This window comes from Aliirhizobium wenxiniae, assembly GCF_019511445.1.
GTDB lineage: Bacteria > Pseudomonadota > Alphaproteobacteria > Rhizobiales > Rhizobiaceae > Neorhizobium > Neorhizobium wenxiniae_A.
The window spans coordinates 17,666-39,779 of record NZ_JAEUAN010000031.1 but is presented as its reverse complement, the minus strand read 5'-3'; the positions used below and the strand labels follow the sequence as shown (position 1 = coordinate 39,779).

Genomic DNA, 22,114 nt, shown 5'->3' with positions numbered 1-22,114 from the left:
GCCGCCTCTCTTTCAGGAAAAGGTGCAGCATTATGGATCGCGAAGTCATTATTCCGGAGGAAATGCGCGAGATCGTTGCCCGCGCAGGATATGCTCCGGCAGTTAAAGTCGGCAATACGATTTACGTCGTCGGGCAAGTCGGCCGCACTCGGGACCTTACGGTGATTGAGGACCCACAAGAACAGTTTCGCGCCATGTGGGAAAACCTCCGCATTGTCCTTGAGGCCGCAAACTGCACCTTCGACGACGTGGTGGAGATGACAAGCTATCATGTGGACATGTCGAAGAACATGGATGTCTTCCGGACGGCGAAGAACGAAGTTTTCCCAAGAGGAACATACGCATGGACCCGCATCGGGGTTTCCGAACTCGCACATCCCGGATTGCTTGCCGAGGTGAAATGCGTCGCGGTGAAGCGATAGCAAATAAGCCAAAGCGATCAGTGAATCGGCATTGCACGCGTCCAGCCACGCGAGAGCGATACCGGCGTGGAAAGCCGTTTCCATCGTGTTGGATGATATCTAACCGCTGACGGACAAAAGGCATATCCAAACTTGACGCTTCCAGCCGTGGAGATTTCTCAGAAATCGTCTATTGTGGTGTCGGCAATCGTCTGAGCGAAACCCACCCCAAACAACCCCGTTGGCGTCTGGAATCCTGGTTTAACCTCGCCTGCCACAACGCGTCGAGCCGCTTTGGCCGCCGCGATTGACGTGAAGGTGTAGCCGTTCATTGAATCCAGCACAGCGCAGACGGTAGTGCCGTCGGCTCCCAGAACTTCGACTGCGGCGTGGTAGCGGTTAGCCTAGCGCTCGGCGGCCGTGGGACCATCAGGAAGCTCCTTCAGCTCTCCCGCGGAAACACCCCCGCGCTGACATGAACATAGGTGTCAATGTTCTTCACTCCGGTCGTATGGCAGTTGGTAAGGAGATCGGGGAGCGTCACCGGGAATGACGATTGCGGACCACGACCGAAATCGAACTCACGCACCTCACCGGGGTCGCGGGAAACGAGTTCTCCATCGACGAGGTGAAGCATTTCCGTGACCATACCCTGTCTGGCACTGGTCACCGAGCCGCGCGACATCGAGCCCGAAACATGCAGCGCGACGCTGATCTTCTGCGGATCTTCTGCGGATCTTCTGCGGATCTTCTGCGGATCTTCTACACGGGCGACTGCGTGGGAAGCAAGACTGCCAAGCATGGCAACGCTGCCCCCACTTCCGGGTAGCAGCATCACCCCTGCCGCGGGTGCCTGCCCGTCCAGCGCCAGCGCCTCGCGGTAAGTGTCGAGTTCGGCCGAAAAGTCAAGGTAATGAACGCCAATGCGGATTGCGGCGGACATCAGAGGTTCGGCCGTGTTCATGAATGGCCCGGCCGCGTTGAGCACGACGGAGACGCCGAGCAGGCCCTCTTTGGTATCGGCGGGTTCATCGAGCGAGAAGATGCAAACCTCTGCTCCAAGGCGCTCAGCAAGTTCGGCAAGCTTCGATCGGTCCTTTTCCCGTCCTGCGACGACAAGAGCCAGGCCCGCCGCGGCGGCATGCTCGGCGGCCATGCCGCCGGTATAGCCGGCGGCTCCATAGATCATCAGTTTCTTCATGTCAGGGCTTCCAGACTGTTGAGGGTTATTCGAGATCGGCGCCTATGCGCGCGATCAGGCCTTTCGTATCGAGGATGATATCCAGCAGTCCGATCTTGTGGCCGAAGTCCTATCCAGTCTTCGGCGGTAACCGTCGACTGATGGATCTCGTAGCGCAAGCAGCCCGGCTCTTGTCGGGAAGGCGAAACCAGTGCCAGAAGCGCTTCTCCAAGATCCTTCGATCGCCCGGGCTTGGCCTTGAAGAAGGCTACGTTGGTCAGTTCGGCCATGTCCATACTCCCGGCCAAATACGGGTTTACGCACCTTCGAGTGCGATTATCCTCGATTTGGCCGCAGCCTGCCGCTGTACGGCGAGGGGGGCATATTCCGGCGACGCGAAGAGGTCGCGGATGGCTTGCTTGTTCGGCAATTCGATGATGAGCATGTTGGTGGATTCCCAACCCTCAAGCTCGAGCGGTTCGGCGTCGAATGCGATCAGACGGCCACCGGCTTTGGCGACGAGCGGCAATGCCTTGGTGCGATAGTCCTCGATCGATGCCATATCGTGGATATCGAGGTCGACGACGAGATAGGCAGACATGTTTTTCTCCTTCAATCTGTTAGGTGGGGTTAGTGACGCCGCCCCTCAGGGGAGGTGGCGCCATTTGACCATACGGTCTTTGAGATCGAGCGTGCCTCCGTCGACGGCGAACGATCCATCTCCCTGGTGGTGGAGGGTTCGACGTTCTTTACGGCTTTCATTCACCCACAAGCGCTTGGCTTCCAGGATGAACAGGTTGTACGGATCGACATTTCGTCGATCGACGACCACGCACTCGATATTTGCTAGGCAGTCGGCGATAAGAGGCGCGGATACGTCCTTGGCTTTACGGGTCTGCAATCCGAACCGGTGAAACTTGTCGACGCGGTCGCCGGAACAGTTCCCAACATCGACAACCGTTTCGGCAAGATCGAGACCGGGTACGGCGATTACGCATTCGCCGCTTTCGCGAAGTGTCTCGTAGCTATGGTCCCATGGACCGATCACGCAGCCAATCAGCGGTGGCGTATGCTGGATCATCATGTGAAAGCCCATACTCATGACATTGGGCTTTTCCTTATCGCTGGTCGTCACCATGACAATCGGTCCAGGTTCCAAGACGCGATAGGTTTGGGTTGCGGGTATCTCCTTCATTCCAATCTCCCTCGAAGAGATCCCTGCCAGTGGCAGGGACCCATTAGAGCTAGCTGGTTACCAGCCCTGTTCAACCGGCAGGACGAACAGCTCGGCGACGTCGACATGCGACGGAGCCTGGGCAGCGAACACGATGGTGTCACCGATGTCCTCGCCCTGGAGGAAGGTCATCTGGCCGGCCAGCTCGTCCATCTGCTTGCGATAGCCCGGATCAGTGATGTGATCGTAGAGCTCGGTGGCAACGGCGCCTGGCTGGATGCAGGTCACGCGAATGCCGTGCTTCTGGCCGACTTCCATGCGCAGGCCGTCAGAGAAGGCCGTGACAGCATGCTTTGTCGCGCAATAGACGGACAGGCCTTTGAACACCTTGCGCCCCGCGATCGAAGACATGTTGAAAATGTGGCCGGAGTGCTGCTTGATCATTTGCGGCAGGACGGCGGCTGTCGTGTTGAGCAGGCCCTTCACGTTCACGTCGACCATGCGGTTCCACTCGTCGACCTTGAACTGGTCGATATCGGAAAGCGGCATGAGGCCGGCGTTGTTGACGAGGATGTCGATCGAGCCATAGGTGTCGACGAGCTTCTTGACGCCCGCTTCGATCGAGGCGGTGTCCACAACGTCCATTTGGATGACAAGCGTTTCGCCGCCCTTGGCTTCAATCTGTTTCTTGACGTCTTCAAGTTTTTCGGTGCGGCGGGCTGCGATGCCGACTTTTGCACCGGCTTCAGCGAGCTTGACGGCGGTAGCAGCGCCAATGCCGCTCGATGCGCCGGTGACCAGTGCGATCTTTCCGTTGAGGTTGGTCATTGTCTTTACTCCTTGTCTGTAGCCCACCACCACTGTGGGCATCTCGTTGTGACAAGGATGAAACTATGCTTTTGAGCGCGGCCCTTCTCTCGGGCCCTTGCTCGACCTGTCGCGTTTTTGCTCAAAACCGCGACAGGTGAAAAAACTAGCCCCTGCGATAGTGGCTCGGTGGCAAGCCGGTCTCGCGCCGAAATACCTGCGCAAAGTGGCTCGGGCTCGAATAGCCGACGGACATACCAATCTCGATGATGCTTGTTTCCGTTTCCTGCAGGAGCAATTGTGCCCGTGCTACGCGTTGGCGAATGAAATAGCGAGATGGCGACACGCCAGTGGCCTTTTTGAACAGCCGGCTGAAATGGAACTCGCTCATCCCGACGGTCTCAGCAAGCTGGGCCAGATTGAAGGGTTCGGCCAGGTGCTCTTCGAGATAAGCGACTGCACGCCGGAGCTTGAATCCCGGAAGCGCATTCTGGCGATCGTCGAGCGCCTCGCCAGACGCGTAATTGCGGATCAAATGAACAGCAAGGCTTTGGGCAAGGCCCTGAATGAATAACTGACTTCCCATCCCTTCGGCGGTCAGCTCCTGGTGAACGAGTGCCAGCAGGTGGGAGAGCTGCTTATCCTTACCACCTGAGATGTCACGCAGTGCCGGCGGAGCGTTACAGCCAAGCACGTCATATGCGACGCGTTCGAAGAGTGGAACCGAGAGATAAAGGTGCATGACCTGGAACGGCGCATCCCCTACAGCGCGCCAGCGCATCTCATAAGGTGTGGTTGAGCGGGTGAGGAAGAAATCACCCACGGTTACGGTGTTCGCAACCCATTCGCCGTCGAGGTCACGTTCTTCGACGACGGCCTCTCCAGACATGACCCAAACAATGAGGGGTTCGGCGACGGCAGGAACCAAGAACGGTTCCTGCTTGTTTAGGCGGGAGTAGACCTGCACGAACATATCGGTCCAGGCCGGGCTATCGCCACTCACCATTGTTCGGCCTGCTATATACTGTTCAAGCCCAAGCGGGGATGTCCGCTCGGGCCTTACAGCAACCTGTTCACACGCCGGCAAACCGGCTGCGGGATGTATTTGCTTTCCAGCAATTGCTGGAATGGGACGTACATCAGTTTGAAGGGGTGCTTCGATATTCGCCAATGCGGACCCTCTCTTAAGCGGGGCCAGGATCGCCCCGATGATTGCGCGGGGCTTTAATGGAACAGTGCTTCATTCACATCTCCACCCATAACCACCATCAATGATGCGATGCAGCATTTGGTTTCATCCGACATGAAGATGAAGCCGGTGTCGTGCGTCTCTTTCAGGCAGATGAAGTCTGCATCGACGTCGCAGGTCAAGATCTCTGCTCGCTGCGGCATATCCGAACACTCCTGCATGGCATCATGCTCTAGCAGCGTCCGTAAAACAGCTCCTTGCCCAGGAATGGCCCGATGAATGTGACTGCGCTATCGCTGAACATGATCAACTCCATCTTTGTCTGATGAAGCCAATGTCTTTCATCATGTCCACGCGGCGGTAGAACAAGACTGCGTCCGTATTGCCTGATCCTATCGGATTGCATGACTATGCATATTGGGGCGCCACGCGCTCTTCAGGACATCCTTCACTCGTCGCGTCGGCTTAGATGCGAGAGCCTTACCTGCCAACTGCTGGAGAGGGCGCGGGCTCGGTTCTGCCGGGAAGAAACAAGCAGTGGTCGTGAGATAGGGGAGGCCGCTTGACCTCCCCTTCCCGATCAAAGACTGTTCAGACCGTCGAGAAGAGCTTTGTGAAACCTGTCGGGAGCCTGAATCTGAGGCGAATGGCCGAGGTCTTCGAACTCAACAAGTTTTGCCCCTGGGATGGCCTGCGCCGCTTGCTTGCCGAGCTGAGTATAATCGCCGAGCGTCGACGCAATCTCGGCCGGAGCGCGATTGGCACCCGGCGCCGTCTTGTCGGACATTCCGATCATGAGGAAAGTTGGCACTTTGATCTGGTTGAACTCATGCACGACTGGCTGCGTGAACAGCATGTCGGAAGTAAGCGCCTGGTTCCAAGCCACCTGATCGCCGCCCTCGCCACGATACATACCGGCGCTCATGGCCACCCACTTGTCGTATTCCGGTTGCCACTGCCCGGAATAATAGAACTTCTGCTGATACTGCTTGATGCCTTCGAAGCTGGTCTTTTTCTCACCCTCGAACGCCGCGTCAATCGTCTGGTAGGGAACTCCCTTTGCCTTCCAATCCTCAAGTCCGATCGGGTTGACCAGCACCAGCTGTTCGGTCACCTCGGGATACATCAATGCAAACCGCGAGGCGAGCATTCCGCCCATCGAGTGCCCGAGCACCGTTGCCTTCTCAACGCCGCGGCTATCTAAGAGAGCCTTGGTGTTCTCGGCCAGCTGGTGGAAGCTGAACTGGTATGCTTGCGGCTTGCTCGATTTGCAGAACCCGATCTGGTCCGGCGCGATCACCCGGTACCCGGCCTGTGTCAGGCTATTGATCGTACCCTCCCATGTGGCGCCACAGAAGTTCTTACCGTGCAGCAGGACTACGGTCCGCCCGTTCGGGTTGGCAGCTGCTATGTCCATGAAGGACATTTCAAGTTCCTGACCCTGGTTCGAAACCGTCATGATTTCAGTCTTGAATGGATAGTCGAACCGTTCAAGCCTGGGACCGAAGGTCACTTGCTGTGAACTTGACCGGTCGCTGTCCGCCTGAGCGAAAACGACTGCCGATGAGCCGGCGAGCAGAACGGATCCGAGTAGGGACGAAAGAAGGAAATGCCTGGTCATTTGTAATCCCGTTGAAGCGCGTGCACCATGCGAGCGCCAGGCACAGGTGGATCGACAGGCGGCATCCAGCAAGCCGACCTAACGTGGGTGTGATAAGCTGTTATGTTAGAAATTCGAGAGAGCGTTGGCAGCGCTCTGGCTCCTTCCGGTAGCAAAACTTGTGCATCTGCTTGGTTAAGACGCCGAAGATGATCAGCGGAAACGGGATACGCGACAAGAAGATCCGTCTCAGAAAGCAAGGCTGGCCACAGGCATGAACGGCCGGATTGGGTCCGACGACATTGCATGCCTGCGCCGCTCCTGCTTACTTCAGCCGGTCCAATAACTCATTCGCTACCGCCAATGCTGATGCCGGGTTTTGTCCGGTAATGAGCTCGCGATCAGTCACAACATGACTTGAAAATGCTGCGTCAGCCTGACTGTACTGACCACCCGCCTGAGTGAGTGCATCCTGCGGATAAAATTTCATCTCGCCGCCGCCCAGAAGGCCTTTGGCCATTTTTTCCTCCTCATTGCTGAAGACGGTAAAACGGTAGCCATCGTAAGCCCAGCGAGTTTGCGGATTTGCTTTTCCGCTCGTCTCAAACTCTCTGACAAACGCTTGTGCGTCGGGCAGAGTCGAAAGCAGGGCGATAGGACCATGACAGGCCAAGGCGGTCGGCTTTCCACTCTCATGGAAGTAAGTCAGGATCTTGCCGAGCTCGGCACTCACCAGAAGGTCTTGCATCGGAGCATGACCGCCCGGCACATAGACGGCATCGAAATGGCCGTAGCCGATCTGCTCGACCCGCGCGAAGCTAATGACGGGCGACCTGTCGCGTGATGTGAGTTGCAGGTCCGCGAGCGCTTCCTCGCTGGCTTTCATCGCCGCTTCGTCGCCACCGAAATACATCTTGTCGATTGATGTTCTGTCGACTGATGGAGCCGTTCCTTTCGGCGTGGCGAACGTAATCTTGTGGCCAGCATCACGCAGCGCTGTTACCGGCTGCATCAGTTCGTTGAGATAAAAACCTGTCTCGAAGACCTTGCCATCTTGCAGATCGAGGTGATCGGAATCGGACAGGACGATCAGCACGTTTCCGGCGTGAGCGTTTATGGCGCTCGCGCTAATGGCGAGTGCGACGGCAAGACTGCGCAAAAGTGTCATAGACTTGGTTCCCAAGGGATAGATGTCAGTTCGAAAAGTGAGTGCTCGCGGCAGGTTTAGCCGGCCACCTTGATCAGGCGGTGCAGTGAAAAGTCGGCGAAGTCGTCGCCAACGCCGCTCGCCTGAAAGCGCTGCATCGCAGGGCCCTGCATATGGGCGCGCCAGTGTGCCTCGCTTGCCCAAGTCTCAACGAAGATGCGGACGCGTCCATCGTCAAGCGATTGATGCAGTTCGTAGCGAAGGCAGCCGTCTTCGACTAAGGTTTCGGCGACGAGTTTTTCCTGGGCGGCGCCCAAGGCCGCCTCTTTTCCCAGTTTTGCCGTAGTGATTGCGATAACGGTCAAAGGTGAGTTCGACATGGCAGTTCTCCTCACGCGATGGTATTGACGAGCCCGCCTTCAGCACGAAGGGCGGCACCATTGGTGGCCGAGGAACGCGGACTGGCGAGATAGGCAACCAAGTTGGCCACTTCTTCCGCATCCACCATCCGTTGGAGGATGGATGCGGAGCGGGCGGTGGCGAAAAACTCAGCCTCGATCTGCTTCATTGGTGCGAATGGGTCGCTCGCCTGGCTGCGGAGGAAAGCCTCGATCCCTTCCGATCGGGTCGGGCCTGGCAGAACGGAATTGACGGTTACGTTCGTGCCACGGGTGATCTGCGCCAAGCCGCGCGAAACCGACAGCTGAGCCGTCTTTGTCATTCCGTAGTGGATCATGTCACCGGGAATTGCGAGGCCCGCTTCGCTGGAAATAAATACAATGCGCCCCCAATTGCGGTCGAGCATGCCTGGGATAAAGGCGCGAGAGAGCCGCACACCGCTCATCACATTGACGTCGAACAGATGGCTCCAGTCGGCGTCAGTGATATCGGCAAAGGCCTTGCTCTCATAGATGCCGAGATTGTTGACGAGGATGTCGATCGACGGCTCGACGCTGGCGATGACCGCAGCACCGTCAGCGCTTGCGGCGTCTGCCACGATGCCGGATATGTTCGCACCGCCGGAAGTCTTGATGGATGCAATTGCGCTTTCGAGCTTGGTGTTATCGCGTCCCGTGATAACGACGCGCGCGCCTTCCGTCGCAAGAGTGTGAGCGATTTCCAAGCCTATGCCGGCGGTTGCGCCAGTTACAAGTGCGGTCTTTCCGTTGAGTTGTAGATCCATTTTTATGTCTCCAGATTGCTGCTGGAGAAAAGCTATGATCTAAGCCGCGCTTGGACTATTGCCTGCAAAAGACACGCACCTGTGAATGAGGTTCATCAATGCCACGCATCCTCATGGAACGCTCCGGCGAAATGGAAGTCTTTGTACGGGTTATTCAAGATGGAGGCTTCTCCGCCGCCGCCCGCAATCTCGATCTTACTCCATCGGCAGTCAGCAAACTAATCGCGCGACTGGAGAGCCGTCTCGGCGCCCGCCTTCTAGTGCGGACCACCCGTGCTCTCACGCTCACGGAAGAAGGCGAGGCCTATCATCACGCGGCGCTGCGGATCCTGCAGGAGTTGAACGATGCGGATCAAGAGGTGGCCGGTGGTGCGGTTCGCGGGCGGTTACGGATTAATGCGACAATACCGTTCGGAACAATGTTCCTCGCTCCCGCGGTCCCGGAATTTGTTGCGCGCAATCCTGGTCTGGTCGTCGATCTTTCGTTGACCGACGGGATTGTGGACCTTGTGGCGGAGAAGACCGACGTTGCCATCCGTATGGGCAATCTACCCGACAGCGGGCTCATCGCGCGCAAGCTCGGGCAGAGCCGGCGCGTGATCTGCGCCTCACCCGACTATCTCGCGCGTAAGGGGACACCGGAGAAACCGGCAGATCTCGCGCATCACGATTGCCTGACATTCAATTTCCGCCGTGCAACACCCTCCTGGCCATTTCGCACCGGCGGTCGGGATGTTGTACAGCCGGTCAAAGGCAGTGTCGTCGTGAACAACGGTGAGACGATGAAGCAGATGGTGCTGGCCGGCGCCGGTATTGCCCGGGTCGGGCTATTTCACGTGGCAGATGAGATTGCGGCGGGTCGGCTGATCCCGTTGCTAGAAGAAGAAAACCCAGGCGACCTTGAACTGGTTCACGCCGTCTATGTCGGTGGCGGTCCCCTGCCACACCGCGTCCGGGCATTCATCGAATATATGATGCTGATCTTGCGTGCTTCACCCGTGTTAAATGGCACGTCCTGATCCTAGAAGCAGTAGGAAGGCGGGCGCGCGCAGGCTTTGCTTTCTCCCCCAGATCAATCTCGGTAGTCCGGCGCCTCCCGGTCAAGCTGACGCCGGATGCTCAGCAGATGCAACCTGGCACTGTCCGGGTCCCCTTCTCGCATCTGCCGCACCGCCTCGGCAGCAATATCGGCTGAAACCGGCAGGAGTTTGCGGCCCGTCCCCATTGCTTTCAATTGAACTTCGGCCGCCCGCTCGAGGTAGTAGAGATCATCCCAGGCTTCGGCGATGTTGGGTGCACAGACCATCACGCCATGATTTCTCATGAACAGGATATCCTTGTCGCCAAGCACCGAGGCAATTCGGTCACCCTCGCTCTCGTCGAGCGCAAGACCGTTGTAGTTCTCATCGATCGCGACACGACCATAAAATTTAAGCGCCGTCTGCCCCGCCCAGACCAGTGGCTCGCCTTCGACCATGCTGAGCGCGGTCGCATTCGGCATGTGGGTGTGAAAGGCGGCGCCCACCCTTGGCGCCATCTTGTGCAGACGTGCGTGGATGTAGAAGGCGGTCGCCTCCGGGACGCCGTCTCCAGCCACCACATTCCCCGCGAAATCACAGATCAGCAGTGATGACGCCGTCGCCTCCTTGAAGGCCCAGCCAAGGCGGTTGACGATGAAGAGATCGGGATGCCCGGGTACGACGGCCGAAAAATGATTGCAAATCCCCTCTTCCAGACCGAGGCGCGCAGCCATGCGAAGACAAGCCGCAAGGTCCATTCTCGCCTGCCAGATCTCCTCGCTATCCAGCGGGAGATTGTGGTGGGGATTGCTGCATGCTTTCGAAAGCTTCAATTCATGTGCCATCTGTTTCTCCTTGAATTAAATCCAGCCGGCCGTGGCAAAGATATCGGGCACCTTGTCGAGTGTCGGGACGATTGCATTGGGCTGGTAGTCAGAAAGCGGTTTGCGGCCCGTGCCACGATCGACCCAAACGGTGCGAAATCCAAGCTCACGCGCTGCAGCAAGATCAAGATGCGGGCTGGCACAGATATGCACCAGATCGCCCATTCCAGTCCCAAGGCTGTTCCAGGCGTGACGAAACGTCTGGGCGGAGGGTTTATAGGCGCCAGCTTGTTCAGCCGTGATAACCCGGTCGATGGAGCCGCCCAATTGGGCGACATTTCCGGCGATGATGGCGTCATCCGTGTTCGAGATGATTGCAAGGTAGAAACCTGCAGACTTCAACTCTTGAAGCGTTGCGACGACCTCTGGAAACGGTGGCATCTTGCCGATTGAGGAGGTCAGGAGTTCGGCATCAGCAGTCTCGAACGACAGCCCGAATTCCCCCATAGCCCGTTCCAGGGCAAGGGCGCTGACCTCGGAAAATGTTCTATGAGGACGCTCTGCCTCCAACATATGCTCATGCCGGTCATAGATCGAAATGAACGTCTTCTGATCGATGTTGCCACCTTTGGCGGACAGGATCCTGTCCATTGCCGCCAGCAGCCCTTCGTCCCACTGGATAAGGGTCCCGTAGCAATCAAAGGTCAACCATGTTGGCTTCGGACCTGGCAATGTCATGTCTAGTCTCCTGTGTTTCCGGCAGATTGACAAACACCGCAATCATTGGAAAATTAAATTTCGTCATACTCTCAATCGAGGAATCAAATGAGCTTCGGCTTTGACCTGGATCTCCTGAAAACGTTTGCTGCCGTAGTCGATTGTGGCGGCTTCACCAAGGCTGCGGAAAGAGTGCATTTGACGCAATCGACGGTGAGCCAGCAGGTCAAGAAGCTCGAGCAAAACATCGACTCTGTGTTGCTGCTACGGGATAAATCGTCCGGAACTGTCGAGACGACCGAGGCCGGCGAAAGACTTTTGAGCTATGCCCGCAGAATTCTTGCGACCGCAGAGGAAGCTAGCGAAGCAATGCGGAAACCCTCCGCACCCCGAACCGTGCGCCTCGGAGTGCCGGAGGATTTTGCGGGCCGGCGCCTGATCGACCTACTGTCGGGATTTTCTGCCGCCTCGCCCCACATCAGACTCGACACTGTCAGCGGCTGGAGCACGGAGCTTAGACGTCAATTGGACGCGGGGGAAATCGACCTCGCGTTGATCAAGCGCGAGCCTGGTAGTGGAGCAAGTCTCGCCACTTGGACGGAAAAGCTGATATGGGTCCAAGGTGCAAGCGGTTCTATTGCGGCAGACCCAGTGCCGCTTGCTGTCTTTCCGGTCGGATGCATCTACCGGGATCGCGCAATCCGCGCGATCGAGCAAAGCGGTCGCCGCTGGCGGATCTCTTATACGAGCCAAGGTTTGATGGGTGTGCAGGCCGCAGTCGCCTCCGGCCTCGGGATCAGCTTGTTGCCATCCGACGCGGTGCTTCCCGAACATCGGCAACTTGGCCCTCTGGACGGATTCGACGATCAGACCCCATCCGAAATGGCGCTGGTGAAAGGTCGAGCAAGTTTGTCAAATGAAGCGAAGTACCTCGCGCGGTTCCTCGCCAATAACGTAGGGTAGCACCTGCCATGACACTGCCCATTTAGCCCAGGTCTGACCGACGACTCCAGACTCGGATATCCTGCTCTTGAGCGGATACGAACCCTCGACCCGCAGTTCCAGACATCGCATTACGCCATTTTTTGTGCCGACTAACGACCTAGTCAGGGAGACTGCCTTTAACTCCCTCATTTGACGCTCGCCATGGCGGACCCACCCCGCCGTCGGCGTTGCGGCTCCATTCAAGTGACGCCAGGAATTAGGGCTGGGGATGATCTGCGGTAGATCTTGTGTAGGCTCGCACGAAGTCCAGGAAAGCCCGCATGGCGGCACTGGAGTGCCGCTTGTTGGGATAATACAGGAACCAGCTTGGCAATATCGGACTCCAGTCTTCGAGCACCTCCACGAGCCGGCCGTCTTCTACATACGGAGCTGCATAGTCCTCTAGAACGTGAGCCAGCCCATTCCCGGCTAGAGCTGCCTGAAGCTCGTTCTGCGCAGAGTTGAGCGTGAGGCGGGCGTCAGGAACGAGTTCCATCTTTTCGCCTTCCTTCTCGAATTGCCAGGTCGCGAGGGCACCACCTGGAAATCTGCGACGGATGCACTGATGATGCACGAGATCCGCCGGTTTCGTTGGACGGCCGTTTCCATCGATGTAGCTTCTCGACGCAACAATTGCATAACGCAGAGATGGTCCGAGGGGCATCGCGACCATGTCCTGCTCCAGTTGCTTGCCGAAACGAACTCCCGCGTCGAAACCTTGTTTGACGATATCGATCACCGCTGCGTCACTAACGATCTCGACATTGACCTCTTCGTGCAGCCGCATAAACTCGAACACCAGTGGGCATAGCAGATGATCGACGGCGGGCGCCGGCGCGTTGATACGCAAGGTCCCGGAGGGCTTTTCCTTCAACTGGTTGAGATCGTCGACCGCCTTCCTGATGTCAGCGATTGCCGGAACCAACCGCTCGAGCAAGCGCTCACCGGCCTCCGTGGGTGAGACACTTCGCGTTGTTCTATTGAGCAACCGGATCCCCAGAACCTCTTCCAGACCATTGATCGTCTGGCTCAGCGCAGAAGAAGAAATACCTCTTTCGAGCGCCGCCGCGCGAAAACCGCCGCATCTGACGATAGAAGCAAACACTTCCAGATTATCGAGCCGAACCTGATCCATTGAGAAGCCTGCCTTATCAACCCGCGCACATTCCCCCGGCTTATCAGAACACTGTTTATGCGTCATCTTGTGATGCATCCGCCTCTGGACGCAGGCTCAAAAACGTAAGGATCTCGTGGAATGGCTCCTCTGACGATAAACAGGCGCAGAATCATGCTGACGGCGGCAGCAGCCGGAGCCTCAAGCTTGATGCTCGGCAGCGCTATCGGACCCGTTCACGCGCAAGCACCCTCGGCTGTCGCTGCCGGCAATACCGGCTATTACCGGTTCAGCATCGGCGAGATCAGTGCAACAGTTTTGAGCGATGGTGTGATCGGCGGGCCACCCCGCATTTACGCCAGCGACGCAACCGAGGCGGAACTGCAGGAGGTGTTGCGCCGTGCCTTCCTGCCCCGCGACCATCTGACACTCAACCTCAACACGCTGCTGATCGAGGTCGGCGGCCGGAGAGTGCTGCTGGAGGCCGGCGCCGGCCAGACCATGGGCCCGAACGGTGGCCGGATTTTCCAGAATCTGTCGGCGATCGGACTCTCCGCCGCGGACATCGACGCGATCGTCGTGTCGCACACGCATCCCGACCACGTGGGCAATCTACGTGGAGCAGATGGTGGACGAGCGTTCCCCAACGCGACCGTGTACGCCCCCCGAGCAGACTGGGAATTCTTTATCAGCAACGACCCAGACCTTTCTTATATGCCCGTACCGGAAGACTTCCGGCGCCGGTTCGGCGCGGCGATCAAGCAGAGTGTTGCGCCTCTTGGAAAAGCGGTCGAGCTTTACGATGCCGGCGCGGAGATCTTGCCAGGCCTCAACACGATCGCTGCCTACGGACACACACCAGGCATGGCGACCTTCCTGGTCCATTCGGGTAACGAGCAACTGCTGCTGACCGCTGACCTCGCATATCATCCCGTGGTCAACGTCAACAATTCTTGGCGTCCCGGTCCCGACCGGGACAAGGACACGGCTCTCGCCTCGCGCCGACGCATCTTCGACATGGCCGCGACCGATCGTGTACCTGTACTCGGCTTCCACTACCCATTTCCCGGGCTTGGATACATGCTCAAGACCGATACCGGCTACGCCTGGGTTCCGGCCGGCTGGCAATTCTAAATGACCGCGGGCACAAGAAGGAGCGACCGATGAAGGCAATCATCAATCGAAGACACCTGCTCGGCGGCATCGGAGCTGCTGCAGCCGGAGCGACCATCGCTGGCAGTGTGAAGGCGCAAGGGAGCACAAGCGCATCATCTGAGCTATCCACCTCAGGAGTTGCCCCTGCCCTCACCCGCGCGGTTCCCAAAACCGGCCAGCAAGTTAGTCTTCTCGGCCTCGGCACCTTTCTAACCTTTGACCGCAGGCCGGGCGAGCAGCGCGATGACCTACGGGAAGTCTTCAAGCGGTATGTTGCTGGCGGCGGACGTGTGATTGATACATCACCACTCTATGGATCCGCTGAAGTCAGTGTGGGTCAGTTCCTGAACGAAAGCCCGAACGCTGCCGACATCTTTCTGACCAACAAGATCTGGTCAACAGGCGAATATCTCGGCGACGAGAGCCACGCTGTTGAAAGCTTCAGGCAGTCAAAGCTGCGCACATGGCGATCGAAGATCGAGGTGATGCAGTGTCACAGCCTCACCAATGCGGCAGTGGTAATACCGCTGATGCAGTCATGGAAGATGGACGGACAAATCGCGCATGTCGGCGCAACGCATCACGAGACTGCCGCACAGGAACAATTGATCCGTTTCATCGAGAGCGGCAGTGTAGACTTCGTTCAGACGAACTACTCGATCTTTGACCGCAGCGCGGAAAGGCGTCTCTTGCCCGCCGCGGCCGAAAAAGGCGTCGGTGTCCTCATCAACCTGCCGCTGGAAAAAGCTCGCCTTTTGAAAGTCGTTGAGGGACGCCCGCTGCCAGATTTCGCGAAGGAGTTCGGGGCCGGCACCTGGGCTCAATTTTTCCTTAAGTGGGTCATGGCCCATCCAGCTGTCACCAGCGTTTTGTGCGGTACGTCAAATCCCGATCACATGACGGAAAACCTTCAAGCGATGACAGGGTCGCTGCCAGACGAAGCGATGCGGCGACGGATGGTCGCGCATATGGAAACGATTCCTGCATTTGCCTCCATCGGTAGCATGCCCTGGTACCCCGACAAGGATCAGATGTACGCAGGTCTCATTCGCGATGCGCAGTCAAACGCGCGCGCGCGGTTGAACTAGCCTCACGTCAGCGACGGAAAGGGGATGAGCGGCGGCGCTTGCCAGTCGAGTGAAGCTGGCTCCGAGGACGCGATTTCGAGATGGTACTAACCAGACTTCTGACGGTTGGTTCGCCCGCAAGCGCTTTTCTGCCCGGTCGGCTGCTGTCCGCTGCCGGTTCTACCGATGATGTAATGGCCTTGGTCGTGCGCGTGCTTCAAGTACGCCTCGGTCGGCACCTTCGGGAAAATCAGCGGCTTGATGGCCGCGTCGCCTAGTCCCACATGGCCCTTCCTTCGGCTTACCAGCACAGGTCCGGCAGTGCGATGCACCTGTTCTCCTGGGTTCCTAGATTGGATTTATCTGCAGCCCGGTCATGATTTCGGAGACCTCCCAGAGCCGCTTGCTGGCGGCGCGATCGAGTGCCTGCGGCGGAATACGTGCCGGTCTTGGATGCCCCCGTGTCTCACCGAGTCTATCTGGACCATAGTAGCCACCTGACTTTGCCTCTTTCGAGGTGGCAGCAAAAAGCGGCGGCAAGGCACCTTGTGCAACAGGCTGGAACAGAAACCAGAGGAAGGTTCTGACCAGACCTTGCAAGCTATGTCGACCGGGCGCGTTGTGCAGCAGATCAGTTCGAGAAATCCCCGGATGCGCAGCCAAGCTTGAAATACCCCATCCTGCAGCTTGGCTTCGATTTTGAAGCTCAAGCGCGAACATCAAGCATGCAAGTTTTGACTGGCTGTAGGCCTCCATTGGACGGTAGTGCGTCTCAGAATTGATGTCGTTAAAATTGATCCTCCCAGCGCGCGCTGCGACGCTGGACACGGTGACGACACGGGCGTCCACCCCCTTTACCAGCAGAGGCATCAGGTGAGTGGTCAGTGCGAAATGGCCAAGGTAGTTCGTCCCGAGCTGCATTTCGAAGCCGTCGCGGGTTTCCTGCCGCGTCGGCGGCACCATGATGCCGGCATTGTTCACCAGAATATCCAGCCCCTCCCGGTCGTCCTTCATCCGCTGCGCGAACGACACGACCGATGAGAGATCGGCAAGATCGAGTGTCTCGAACCGCACTGCGGCACGGGGTACCGTGCGTCGGACGCGTGAAACGGCGTCGGCGCCTTTTTGCGGATTGCGGCCGGCGATGATCACGTCGCAACCGGCCCGGGCGAGCATCAGCGCGGTTTCCAGCCCTAATCCCCCGGTCCCGGTAACCACAGCGGATCGTCCGCGCTGCTCGGGTATGTCAGTCTCGCTCCACTTTGCCATCACAAACCTCTTTCCTCGTTTTTGCACTTGGTGTAAAATAAATATCGCACTGAGTGTAATATTACAAGAGGGCGTGGTGGAGAGAGTCGAGGATAGCGTTCGAGCAGGCGTTGGCCTGAGAGAACGAAAGAAGCGCGAAACAAAAAAGCGCATCACCGAAAGCGGGATCGCTCTTTTCCTTCAGAAAGGGTTCGACCACACGACGCTTGACGAAATCGCCGCGGCCGCAGGAATTTCGCGCAGAACCTTTTTCTATTACTTCACGTCGAAGGACGAGATTTTGCTGTCTCTGCAAAGCGGGATTGGCGAGATGTTGGCCGATGCGGTGCGGAAGGCTCCCGCGACATCGAAGCCCCTCGACGCTGTTCGGGATGCGGTTGTGAGCGTCTGCAATGCCATTCCTACGAACGACATGATCGAGATGGATCGCTTGATGCGGGCGAGCCCCAGCGTCCAGGCACGCAAGCAGGTCTCGTACGTCCAGCAGGAAGGTGAGATCTATGAAGCGCTCAAAGAGCGGTGGCCCGAGCCTGAGCGATCAACAGCATTACGTGTCGTCGCCATGCTGTCCGTTGGAGCGATGCGCATTGCCGGAGACATCTTCAACCTGGAGAAGGGCGCGCGGCCAATGGCTGAGCTTCTTATTGAAGCATTCGACAGTGTTGTCCGGGAGGTTCAGTCGGATCGCACGCGGTGTGATCGCGGCGTTGTCCCAAAAGCCTGTCTGTAAGCGTTGGTGAACGCGCTCTGCGATGTGTAGCCGACACGCCGCGCAACTGCCTCAACGGTATCTACATCCTTGCGCAAGAGGGTTCTTGCAAGGGTGAGCCGCCAGTAGCGTAGATAGGCTAGAGGCGGTGTTCCAACCTGCTGGCTGAACTTCGCCGAAAACGCTGCGCGGGACATACCGGCTATTTCCGCCAGCGCGGCAACCGTCCAGGGAACCGCGACGTCGCGGTGGATGGCGTGCAACGCGCGACCGAGACGTGGATCGGAGATCGCTCCGAGCCACCCGGTCCGGCTCCGCTCCTCATCGTCAGACAGCGTCCGGAGCGCCTCCACCACAAGGACGTCCGCGAGACGGGAAGCGACAGTATCGGCGCCCATCGCATTCCGAAGGAATTCCTTGCTTATCAAGTCGAGAACGGCGGAAATAGCTCCCGACGCGCTGGCCTCACGTCCTACGTGCAAAAACACGGGGAGCATGTCGATAAGAAACTCGCCGATCTGGTCCGGGAAAGCGATCGAGCCGCCGATTGCAACGACGCCGCTCCCAGAACCCACTCTGACCACGTCGGAGCCACCATCCGGGTAGAGGGCTGCCCCGTCTTGCGGTTCCAGTTCCGGATCGCTTGCCACGACGTACTTCGTGCGACCTATCAGGCAGACGTCGCCCCTCTGCATCAGGTAGCGCGACTGCCCTGATGGGAGCATCCACTGTTCGCCTTCAAGAATCGCGACAAACTTCAAGCGGTTCGCGAGCGGGAATGAGTATGCCCATGATCCACCTGCTTCCATGCGAGTTCGTCTAACCACATGTGCGCCGAGCACCTCGAGCACATCAGACAGTGGATCCCGGACAGTCATAGACGATTGCGGCAAAACACAAGACCCTTCGGCATAGATGCTCTCAAGACCCTGATCTAGGTTCAACTGATCAAAGTCCAAGAGGAGACAGTCGATGAGGATCGAAGATAAAGTCATCGTCATAACCGGAGCGAGCAGCGGTATTGGCAGAGCAACAGCGAAGCTGCTTGCGCAACAAGGCGCGCTCGTGGTGCTCGGCGCGCGAAGACTGGAACCGCTCCAGATGGTCGCGGATGAGATCCTAGCTGCAGACGGCAGGGTCGCCCTCAAGCAAACGGACGTTCGGCAACGTGGCGACTTGGAAGCCTTGGTTTCGGTTGCCGTTCAGGAAGGCGGCAAGCTTGACGTAATCGTCAACAATGCAGGCGTCGGCCCAATCTCTCGTTTCGATGACCTGCAGGTCGAAGACTGGGACCTGATGATTGACGTGAACCTGAGAGGTACGCTCTATGGCATTGCCGCGTCACTACCCGTATTTGCTCAGCAAGGCTTCGGGCATGTCATCAACGTTATCTCCACGGCCGGGCTAAAGATCGTGCCGACCATGGGGGTCTACGCGGCCACCAAGAACGCCGTTCGGACCGCAACGGAGGCCCTGCGCCAAGAAGCAGGACCAAACCTCCGCGTCACCGAAATATCGCCGGGAATGACCGCCACGAACTTTGGCGACAGCATCACGGATCCCGGGATGAAGAAAAAGATTGAGGATGATCTAGCGGCAACTGGCATGTCCGCGGATGCTATCGCGCGAGGCATTCTATTTGCAATCGAACAGCCTCCAGAGGTGGAGGTCGGCAGCATCGTCATCCGTCCAACAGCACAGGGATAATGGCGCAGGTACTGTGTGACATGGTAGGATGGATGCCTCCAGGCCGCACTACTTCACCGTCGTCTAAGAAAATCGACCTGATCCCTTCATAACCAGGCAGCGTAGCGCTCAGGCTTCGGCTGCTGCGCGCCGTTTCGCTGTGACTGTAGGAGGCCCGCAAAATTAAGAGAGGCTGCAGGACCATATCGGCAAGCGCGGACGTTCCGACCTCAGACGCCACTTGGTAATCCGGGTCTCCACCATTTCCTTAAATCCCGTCTGTCGCGGATACTGCTCCAGCAAAGACGCCGTCGCCACGCTCCTGATCGTGGCTCAAGTCATCAAGCTTTGCCAGAAGCTCACGGTTGATGCTGTGACGATGTTCATCAAGCTGATGGGCAAGTTGTTCTCGCAAGCTGCAGCGGGCCGCTTAAGTTCTCATTCGGATCGCCCTTGGCGTACGATTTGGACTGCCCTCGTTCTGACCCCTTGAAGCCCGCTACCGGTCTATTGTTTTCACTGGCATAGGATCGGGCCTCGCCGAGCAGGTTTAATCAATTGGCTGTGATATTGTCCCAGCCGGAAAGCGCAATTTCCGCCACATCGTGCAGCTCGGCGCGGTCCGCTCCATCCCGGGCACGGATCGCCATGCCGCTTTGGACTGTCTGCACGAACCTCGCCAGTTTGGTCGTGTCCACCGTAGCCTTTAGATCACCATCGTTCTTCGCTCGATCGAAGCGCGCTTTGAGCAGATCAAAACCGCCTGCACGAGTCGCTCGCATGAGTTCGCCCAGTTCGGAGTGCCCTTCGCTGCCCACGGTCGCGAGCGTTGACATGCACCCATGGGGTAGATCGAGATCTCCACCGGTCATCGCGATCGCCTCATCCTGCAGAAAGAACAGTGCGGCCTGCCTCGCTGTCGAAGCAGCCCTGAAGCGGGTCCACACCAACCCCTCGTAGGTCGTGTAATAGTATCGTAGGGCCTCGGCATAGAGCGCATCCTTCGAACCGAAGGCCGCATAAAGGCTTTTGGTACCGATCCCCATTGCCTCCGTCAGGTCGGCGATTGAGGTCGCCTCGTATCCCCTCATCCAGAAGAGCCGTGTCGCCGCGGCAAGCGCTGCCTGGCGATCGAACTCTCGCGGCCGCCCGCGGGGAGGACGCGTCGACGGTGAATTCGCTTGAGGTATCGAAACATGTTTTTGCATCGATCACTGCATAAATATATTGACCGTAGTTTGCAATGCCGCTACCCCTTTGTGCATCGATCACTGCATAAAAGGGGATGCCATGGATCTGTGTGAGAAGCGCGCACATGTGAATGGCGGTTCGAAGGGATACGGCCGCCGATCGTAATTCAGTCGCGACTACGTGCGCATCTTTGGGCTTCCACCGGCACGTCACGCCAGCCGACTGCGCAACTCAGCCCGAGATGCTCTTCCTTCAGGACGTTCTGTGTGTTTCGGCCCTTTAATTGCGGGACTTAGTCAACCCTGTTTTGTCAGTGCCGGGGTCATGGTCCTTTTCGAGGTCATGGCCTCATGATGATGTTCGGGTCGGATGCCTCAACGTGTGGAGCGCTGTACTGTCGTAGCCGCCAGCAGCCGAAACAACGAGGTCACCACAACCACCGTCCCGGCGGGACATCACAGGCCAATTCAGCCCTGCGATTTTGGGTTTAGGTAGTAAGGGATCAGGCTGGTTCCTTGCTCCACTGGAATGAGGTCCCGTCGATCCAGATGCAGTGCAGGATAACGGCCAATTTTCGCGCGACTGCCACCTGCGCTTTTTTTATGCCATTGCGTTTCGCCAACCGGAGTCCCCAGGCCTTCAACGCGCACCACCGCTTCGTCCGATGGAGCAGCACGCTTGCGGCCTCGAAGAGATAAGTCCGCAGCAAACGATCTCCCCATCGCGAGACTTGGCCGACAGTGTCCGTTTCACCCGATTGCTTGCGGCGTGGCGTCAGGCCCAAATAGGCTCCCACGGAGGTTGCGTTTCGAAAGCGAGACGGATCGTCGATGGTATGGCGGAAGGTCAGGGCCGTCACCACGCCGATGCCCGGCACGGTCATAAGTCGCTTGGTCGTGTCGTCTGCGCGAGCCATCAATCGGACTTGGCGGTCCAAACCGGCTAGTTCTCGACAAACATGCCCATGCACGGAAAGCAGTGGTAGCAAAACCGGCCAGAGCGCGTGTCTGTCCCCGGTCAATTCGGTGACGCATCGCTGGAATTGTCCTGCTATAGCGCGAGAGAAAAGCAACCCGCATTCTTTCAACATCGATCGGATCTGATTTTCGAGATCACGTCGCATCGTCACGAGCCGGGACCGCGCAACTAGCAGTGAGCGAACCTGTTGACTGGCCTCGCTCTTCACCGCAACCTCGCGATACCATCCGATGCGAACCAGCTCGGCCAAGCCACGCGCGTCGTTCTCATCGCTTTTGTTCATTCGGACCGACAACACAGCGTGGGCGTGTCGTGCGTCGATGCAGACCACCGGCACGCCGATCCGCTTCAATTCATGCCAGAGCCAACTCGACATAGCACCGGTCTCGAAGCCAACTCGTTCCGCATCAGGAGCCTTCTTCGCCAGCAGGGTCGCTAAGGCTCCCGGATCGGACTTCGCCCGGCCCTCGAAGATCAATCGGCCGTTCTCGTCAACGACACAAACGGAAGTCTCCTTCTGTGAGACGTCCAATCCGACATACTGTTTCATCGTGATGTCCTCCCGTTGGTACTGGGATCAGTCTGCCACCAGAGAGGCGACTGGGATATGCCGGCAGCAATTACGTCATCGTGTGGAACATTGGACCCACCTCATCGGTGGCCGCTCGCGCAGCTTCCCGGCCGCCCATTACCGGCAAACAATTTCGTCTAGTTTCCTAA

At 58.0% G+C, this 22,114-nt stretch carries 26 protein-coding genes; 7 read left to right on the top strand and 19 right to left on the bottom strand.

Features of this window, described 5'->3' with window-relative positions; translation table 11 throughout:
* The first annotated feature begins 32 nt into the window (after positions 1 to 32).
* Positions 33 to 422, top strand: coding sequence for a RidA family protein (locus JNB91_RS27560; RefSeq protein WP_220328657.1), 390 nt, complete (start codon positions 33 to 35; stop codon positions 420 to 422).
* A 158-nt stretch (positions 423 to 580) separates the two neighbouring features.
* On the opposite strand, the gene JNB91_RS30980 is transcribed toward JNB91_RS27560, so the two are convergent.
* The 12 genes from JNB91_RS30980 to JNB91_RS27505 form a co-directional block, all read right to left on the bottom strand.
* Positions 581 to 733, bottom strand: coding sequence for a hypothetical protein (locus JNB91_RS30980; protein ID WP_223218420.1), 153 nt, complete (start codon positions 731 to 733; stop codon positions 581 to 583).
* 110 nt (positions 734 to 843) lie between these two features.
* Positions 844 to 1,602, bottom strand: a complete 759-nt coding sequence (locus tag JNB91_RS27555; protein ID WP_223218419.1) for a saccharopine dehydrogenase NADP-binding domain-containing protein — start codon at positions 1,600 to 1,602, stop codon at positions 844 to 846.
* Positions 1,599 to 1,871, bottom strand: a complete 273-nt coding sequence (locus JNB91_RS31790) for a putative quinol monooxygenase (RefSeq protein ID WP_220328656.1) — start codon at positions 1,869 to 1,871, stop codon at positions 1,599 to 1,601. Before JNB91_RS31790 ends, JNB91_RS27555 begins: the two co-directional genes overlap by 4 nt.
* 26 nt (positions 1,872 to 1,897) lie before the next feature.
* Positions 1,898 to 2,182, bottom strand: coding sequence for a DUF1330 domain-containing protein (locus JNB91_RS27545; RefSeq protein WP_220328655.1), 285 nt, complete (start codon positions 2,180 to 2,182; stop codon positions 1,898 to 1,900).
* Positions 2,183 to 2,227: 45 nt separating this feature from the next.
* Entirely contained in the window at positions 2,228 to 2,776 is a 549-nt protein-coding gene (locus JNB91_RS27540) for a flavin reductase family protein (protein ID WP_220328654.1), read from the bottom strand.
* 57 nt (positions 2,777 to 2,833) lie between these two features.
* Complete coding sequence (locus JNB91_RS27535) at positions 2,834 to 3,583, bottom strand: SDR family oxidoreductase (RefSeq protein WP_220328653.1); 750 nt, start codon at positions 3,581 to 3,583, stop codon at positions 2,834 to 2,836.
* A 145-nt stretch (positions 3,584 to 3,728) separates the two neighbouring features.
* A complete protein-coding gene (locus JNB91_RS27530) occupies positions 3,729 to 4,733 on the bottom strand; it encodes an AraC family transcriptional regulator (protein WP_220328652.1) in 1,005 nt (334 codons plus the stop codon).
* 53 nt (positions 4,734 to 4,786) lie between these two features.
* A complete protein-coding gene (locus JNB91_RS30975; RefSeq protein WP_223218418.1) occupies positions 4,787 to 4,954 on the bottom strand; it encodes a hypothetical protein in 168 nt (55 codons plus the stop codon).
* Between the two features lie 377 nt (positions 4,955 to 5,331).
* Complete coding sequence (locus tag JNB91_RS27520; protein WP_346269406.1) at positions 5,332 to 6,210, bottom strand: alpha/beta fold hydrolase; 879 nt, start codon at positions 6,208 to 6,210, stop codon at positions 5,332 to 5,334.
* Between the two features lie 466 nt (positions 6,211 to 6,676).
* A complete protein-coding gene (locus JNB91_RS27515; protein WP_220328651.1) occupies positions 6,677 to 7,519 on the bottom strand; it encodes a type 1 glutamine amidotransferase domain-containing protein in 843 nt (280 codons plus the stop codon).
* Positions 7,520 to 7,575: 56 nt separating this feature from the next.
* Entirely contained in the window at positions 7,576 to 7,878 is a 303-nt protein-coding gene (locus JNB91_RS27510; protein WP_220328650.1) for a putative quinol monooxygenase, read from the bottom strand.
* An 11-nt stretch (positions 7,879 to 7,889) separates the two neighbouring features.
* On the bottom strand, positions 7,890 to 8,681 hold the full coding sequence (locus tag JNB91_RS27505; RefSeq protein ID WP_220328649.1) for an SDR family NAD(P)-dependent oxidoreductase: 792 nt from the start codon (positions 8,679 to 8,681) through the stop codon (positions 7,890 to 7,892).
* A gap of 98 nt (positions 8,682 to 8,779) precedes the next feature.
* Here JNB91_RS27505 and JNB91_RS27500 point away from each other — a divergent pair, with 98 nt between their 5' ends.
* On the top strand, positions 8,780 to 9,700 hold the full coding sequence (locus tag JNB91_RS27500) for a LysR family transcriptional regulator (RefSeq protein WP_220328648.1): 921 nt from the start codon (positions 8,780 to 8,782) through the stop codon (positions 9,698 to 9,700).
* A 53-nt stretch (positions 9,701 to 9,753) separates the two neighbouring features.
* Here JNB91_RS27500 and JNB91_RS27495 read toward each other — a convergent pair whose 3' ends face one another.
* Positions 9,754 to 10,545 carry an aldolase gene (locus JNB91_RS27495; RefSeq protein ID WP_220328647.1) on the bottom strand — a complete coding sequence of 264 codons (792 nt, stop codon included), beginning with the start codon at positions 10,543 to 10,545 and terminating at the stop codon, positions 9,754 to 9,756.
* Between the two features lie 15 nt (positions 10,546 to 10,560).
* Positions 10,561 to 11,262 carry a haloacid dehalogenase type II gene (locus tag JNB91_RS27490; protein WP_220328646.1) on the bottom strand — a complete coding sequence of 234 codons (702 nt, stop codon included), beginning with the start codon at positions 11,260 to 11,262 and terminating at the stop codon, positions 10,561 to 10,563.
* Positions 11,263 to 11,349: 87 nt separating this feature from the next.
* Between JNB91_RS27490 and JNB91_RS27485 the strand changes: the two genes are divergently transcribed.
* Positions 11,350 to 12,204, top strand: coding sequence for a LysR substrate-binding domain-containing protein (locus JNB91_RS27485; protein WP_220328645.1), 855 nt, complete (start codon positions 11,350 to 11,352; stop codon positions 12,202 to 12,204).
* 238 nt (positions 12,205 to 12,442) lie between these two features.
* On the opposite strand, the gene JNB91_RS27480 is transcribed toward JNB91_RS27485, so the two are convergent.
* Positions 12,443 to 13,426: a LysR family transcriptional regulator gene (locus JNB91_RS27480; protein WP_223218417.1), complete on the bottom strand. Its 984-nt coding sequence runs from the start codon at positions 13,424 to 13,426 to the stop codon at positions 12,443 to 12,445.
* 54 nt (positions 13,427 to 13,480) lie between these two features.
* On the opposite strand from JNB91_RS27480, the gene JNB91_RS27475 reads away from it, so the two are divergent.
* Positions 13,481 to 14,473, top strand: coding sequence for an MBL fold metallo-hydrolase (locus JNB91_RS27475; RefSeq protein WP_220328644.1), 993 nt, complete (start codon positions 13,481 to 13,483; stop codon positions 14,471 to 14,473).
* Between the two features lie 29 nt (positions 14,474 to 14,502).
* On the top strand, positions 14,503 to 15,582 hold the full coding sequence (locus JNB91_RS27470; RefSeq protein ID WP_220328643.1) for an aldo/keto reductase: 1,080 nt from the start codon (positions 14,503 to 14,505) through the stop codon (positions 15,580 to 15,582).
* 327 nt (positions 15,583 to 15,909) lie between these two features.
* On the opposite strand, the gene JNB91_RS27465 is transcribed toward JNB91_RS27470, so the two are convergent.
* Positions 15,910 to 16,830: an SDR family oxidoreductase gene (locus JNB91_RS27465; protein ID WP_220328642.1), complete on the bottom strand. Its 921-nt coding sequence runs from the start codon at positions 16,828 to 16,830 to the stop codon at positions 15,910 to 15,912.
* Positions 16,831 to 16,906: 76 nt separating this feature from the next.
* Here JNB91_RS27465 and JNB91_RS27460 point away from each other — a divergent pair, with 76 nt between their 5' ends.
* Entirely contained in the window at positions 16,907 to 17,560 is a 654-nt protein-coding gene (locus JNB91_RS27460) for a TetR family transcriptional regulator (protein WP_346269405.1), read from the top strand.
* Here the strand turns inward: JNB91_RS27460 and JNB91_RS27455 are convergent.
* The gene (locus JNB91_RS27455; protein ID WP_220328640.1) at positions 17,506 to 18,417 is read right to left on the bottom strand and encodes an AraC family transcriptional regulator; all 912 of its coding nucleotides are present in this window, start codon (positions 18,415 to 18,417) and stop codon (positions 17,506 to 17,508) included. The genes JNB91_RS27460 and JNB91_RS27455 overlap by 55 nt on opposite strands.
* A 94-nt stretch (positions 18,418 to 18,511) precedes the next feature.
* Here JNB91_RS27455 and JNB91_RS27450 point away from each other — a divergent pair, with 94 nt between their 5' ends.
* Positions 18,512 to 19,246 carry an SDR family oxidoreductase gene (locus tag JNB91_RS27450; protein ID WP_220328639.1) on the top strand — a complete coding sequence of 245 codons (735 nt, stop codon included), beginning with the start codon at positions 18,512 to 18,514 and terminating at the stop codon, positions 19,244 to 19,246.
* Positions 19,247 to 19,779: 533 nt separating this feature from the next.
* Here JNB91_RS27450 and JNB91_RS27445 read toward each other — a convergent pair.
* Positions 19,780 to 20,433, bottom strand: coding sequence for a TetR/AcrR family transcriptional regulator (locus JNB91_RS27445; protein ID WP_220328638.1), 654 nt, complete (start codon positions 20,431 to 20,433; stop codon positions 19,780 to 19,782).
* A 485-nt stretch (positions 20,434 to 20,918) separates the two neighbouring features.
* Complete coding sequence (locus JNB91_RS27440) at positions 20,919 to 21,944, bottom strand: IS110 family RNA-guided transposase (protein WP_220328637.1); 1,026 nt, start codon at positions 21,942 to 21,944, stop codon at positions 20,919 to 20,921.
* Positions 21,945 to 22,114 lie beyond the last annotated feature (170 nt).

Bases quoted from the DNA above. Each gene is read 5' to 3' on its own strand.
- JNB91_RS27515 (WP_220328651.1), bottom strand. From the start codon at position 7,519: ATGACACTTTTGCGCAGTCTTGCCGTCGCACTCGCCATTAGCGCGAGC.
- JNB91_RS27510 (WP_220328650.1), bottom strand. From the start codon at position 7,878: ATGTCGAACTCACCTTTGACCGTTATCGCAATCACTACGGCAAAACTG.
- JNB91_RS27495 (WP_220328647.1), bottom strand. From the start codon at position 10,545: ATGGCACATGAATTGAAGCTTTCGAAAGCATGCAGCAATCCCCACCAC.
- JNB91_RS30980 (WP_223218420.1), bottom strand. From the start codon at position 733: ATGAACGGCTACACCTTCACGTCAATCGCGGCGGCCAAAGCGGCTCGA.
- JNB91_RS27490 (WP_220328646.1), bottom strand. From the start codon at position 11,262: ATGACATTGCCAGGTCCGAAGCCAACATGGTTGACCTTTGATTGCTAC.
- JNB91_RS27545 (WP_220328655.1), bottom strand. From the start codon at position 2,182: ATGTCTGCCTATCTCGTCGTCGACCTCGATATCCACGATATGGCATCG.
- JNB91_RS27465 (WP_220328642.1), bottom strand. From the start codon at position 16,830: ATGGCAAAGTGGAGCGAGACTGACATACCCGAGCAGCGCGGACGATCC.
- JNB91_RS27500 (WP_220328648.1), top strand. From the start codon at position 8,780: ATGCCACGCATCCTCATGGAACGCTCCGGCGAAATGGAAGTCTTTGTA.
- JNB91_RS27475 (WP_220328644.1), top strand. From the start codon at position 13,481: ATGGCTCCTCTGACGATAAACAGGCGCAGAATCATGCTGACGGCGGCA.
- JNB91_RS27540 (WP_220328654.1), bottom strand. From the start codon at position 2,776: ATGAAGGAGATACCCGCAACCCAAACCTATCGCGTCTTGGAACCTGGA.
- JNB91_RS31790 (WP_220328656.1), bottom strand. From the start codon at position 1,871: ATGGCCGAACTGACCAACGTAGCCTTCTTCAAGGCCAAGCCCGGGCGA.
- JNB91_RS27450 (WP_220328639.1), top strand. From the start codon at position 18,512: ATGAGGATCGAAGATAAAGTCATCGTCATAACCGGAGCGAGCAGCGGT.
- JNB91_RS27480 (WP_223218417.1), bottom strand. From the start codon at position 13,426: ATGACGCATAAACAGTGTTCTGATAAGCCGGGGGAATGTGCGCGGGTT.
- JNB91_RS27520 (WP_346269406.1), bottom strand. From the start codon at position 6,210: ATGACGGTTTCGAACCAGGGTCAGGAACTTGAAATGTCCTTCATGGAC.
- JNB91_RS30975 (WP_223218418.1), bottom strand. From the start codon at position 4,954: ATGCCGCAGCGAGCAGAGATCTTGACCTGCGACGTCGATGCAGACTTC.
- JNB91_RS27470 (WP_220328643.1), top strand. From the start codon at position 14,503: ATGAAGGCAATCATCAATCGAAGACACCTGCTCGGCGGCATCGGAGCT.
- JNB91_RS27485 (WP_220328645.1), top strand. From the start codon at position 11,350: ATGAGCTTCGGCTTTGACCTGGATCTCCTGAAAACGTTTGCTGCCGTA.
- JNB91_RS27445 (WP_220328638.1), bottom strand. From the start codon at position 20,433: ATGCAAAAACATGTTTCGATACCTCAAGCGAATTCACCGTCGACGCGT.
- JNB91_RS27505 (WP_220328649.1), bottom strand. From the start codon at position 8,681: ATGGATCTACAACTCAACGGAAAGACCGCACTTGTAACTGGCGCAACC.
- JNB91_RS27535 (WP_220328653.1), bottom strand. From the start codon at position 3,583: ATGACCAACCTCAACGGAAAGATCGCACTGGTCACCGGCGCATCGAGC.
- JNB91_RS27440 (WP_220328637.1), bottom strand. From the start codon at position 21,944: ATGAAACAGTATGTCGGATTGGACGTCTCACAGAAGGAGACTTCCGTT.
- JNB91_RS27455 (WP_220328640.1), bottom strand. From the start codon at position 18,417: ATGACTGTCCGGGATCCACTGTCTGATGTGCTCGAGGTGCTCGGCGCA.
- JNB91_RS27560 (WP_220328657.1), top strand. From the start codon at position 33: ATGGATCGCGAAGTCATTATTCCGGAGGAAATGCGCGAGATCGTTGCC.
- JNB91_RS27555 (WP_223218419.1), bottom strand. From the start codon at position 1,602: ATGAAGAAACTGATGATCTATGGAGCCGCCGGCTATACCGGCGGCATG.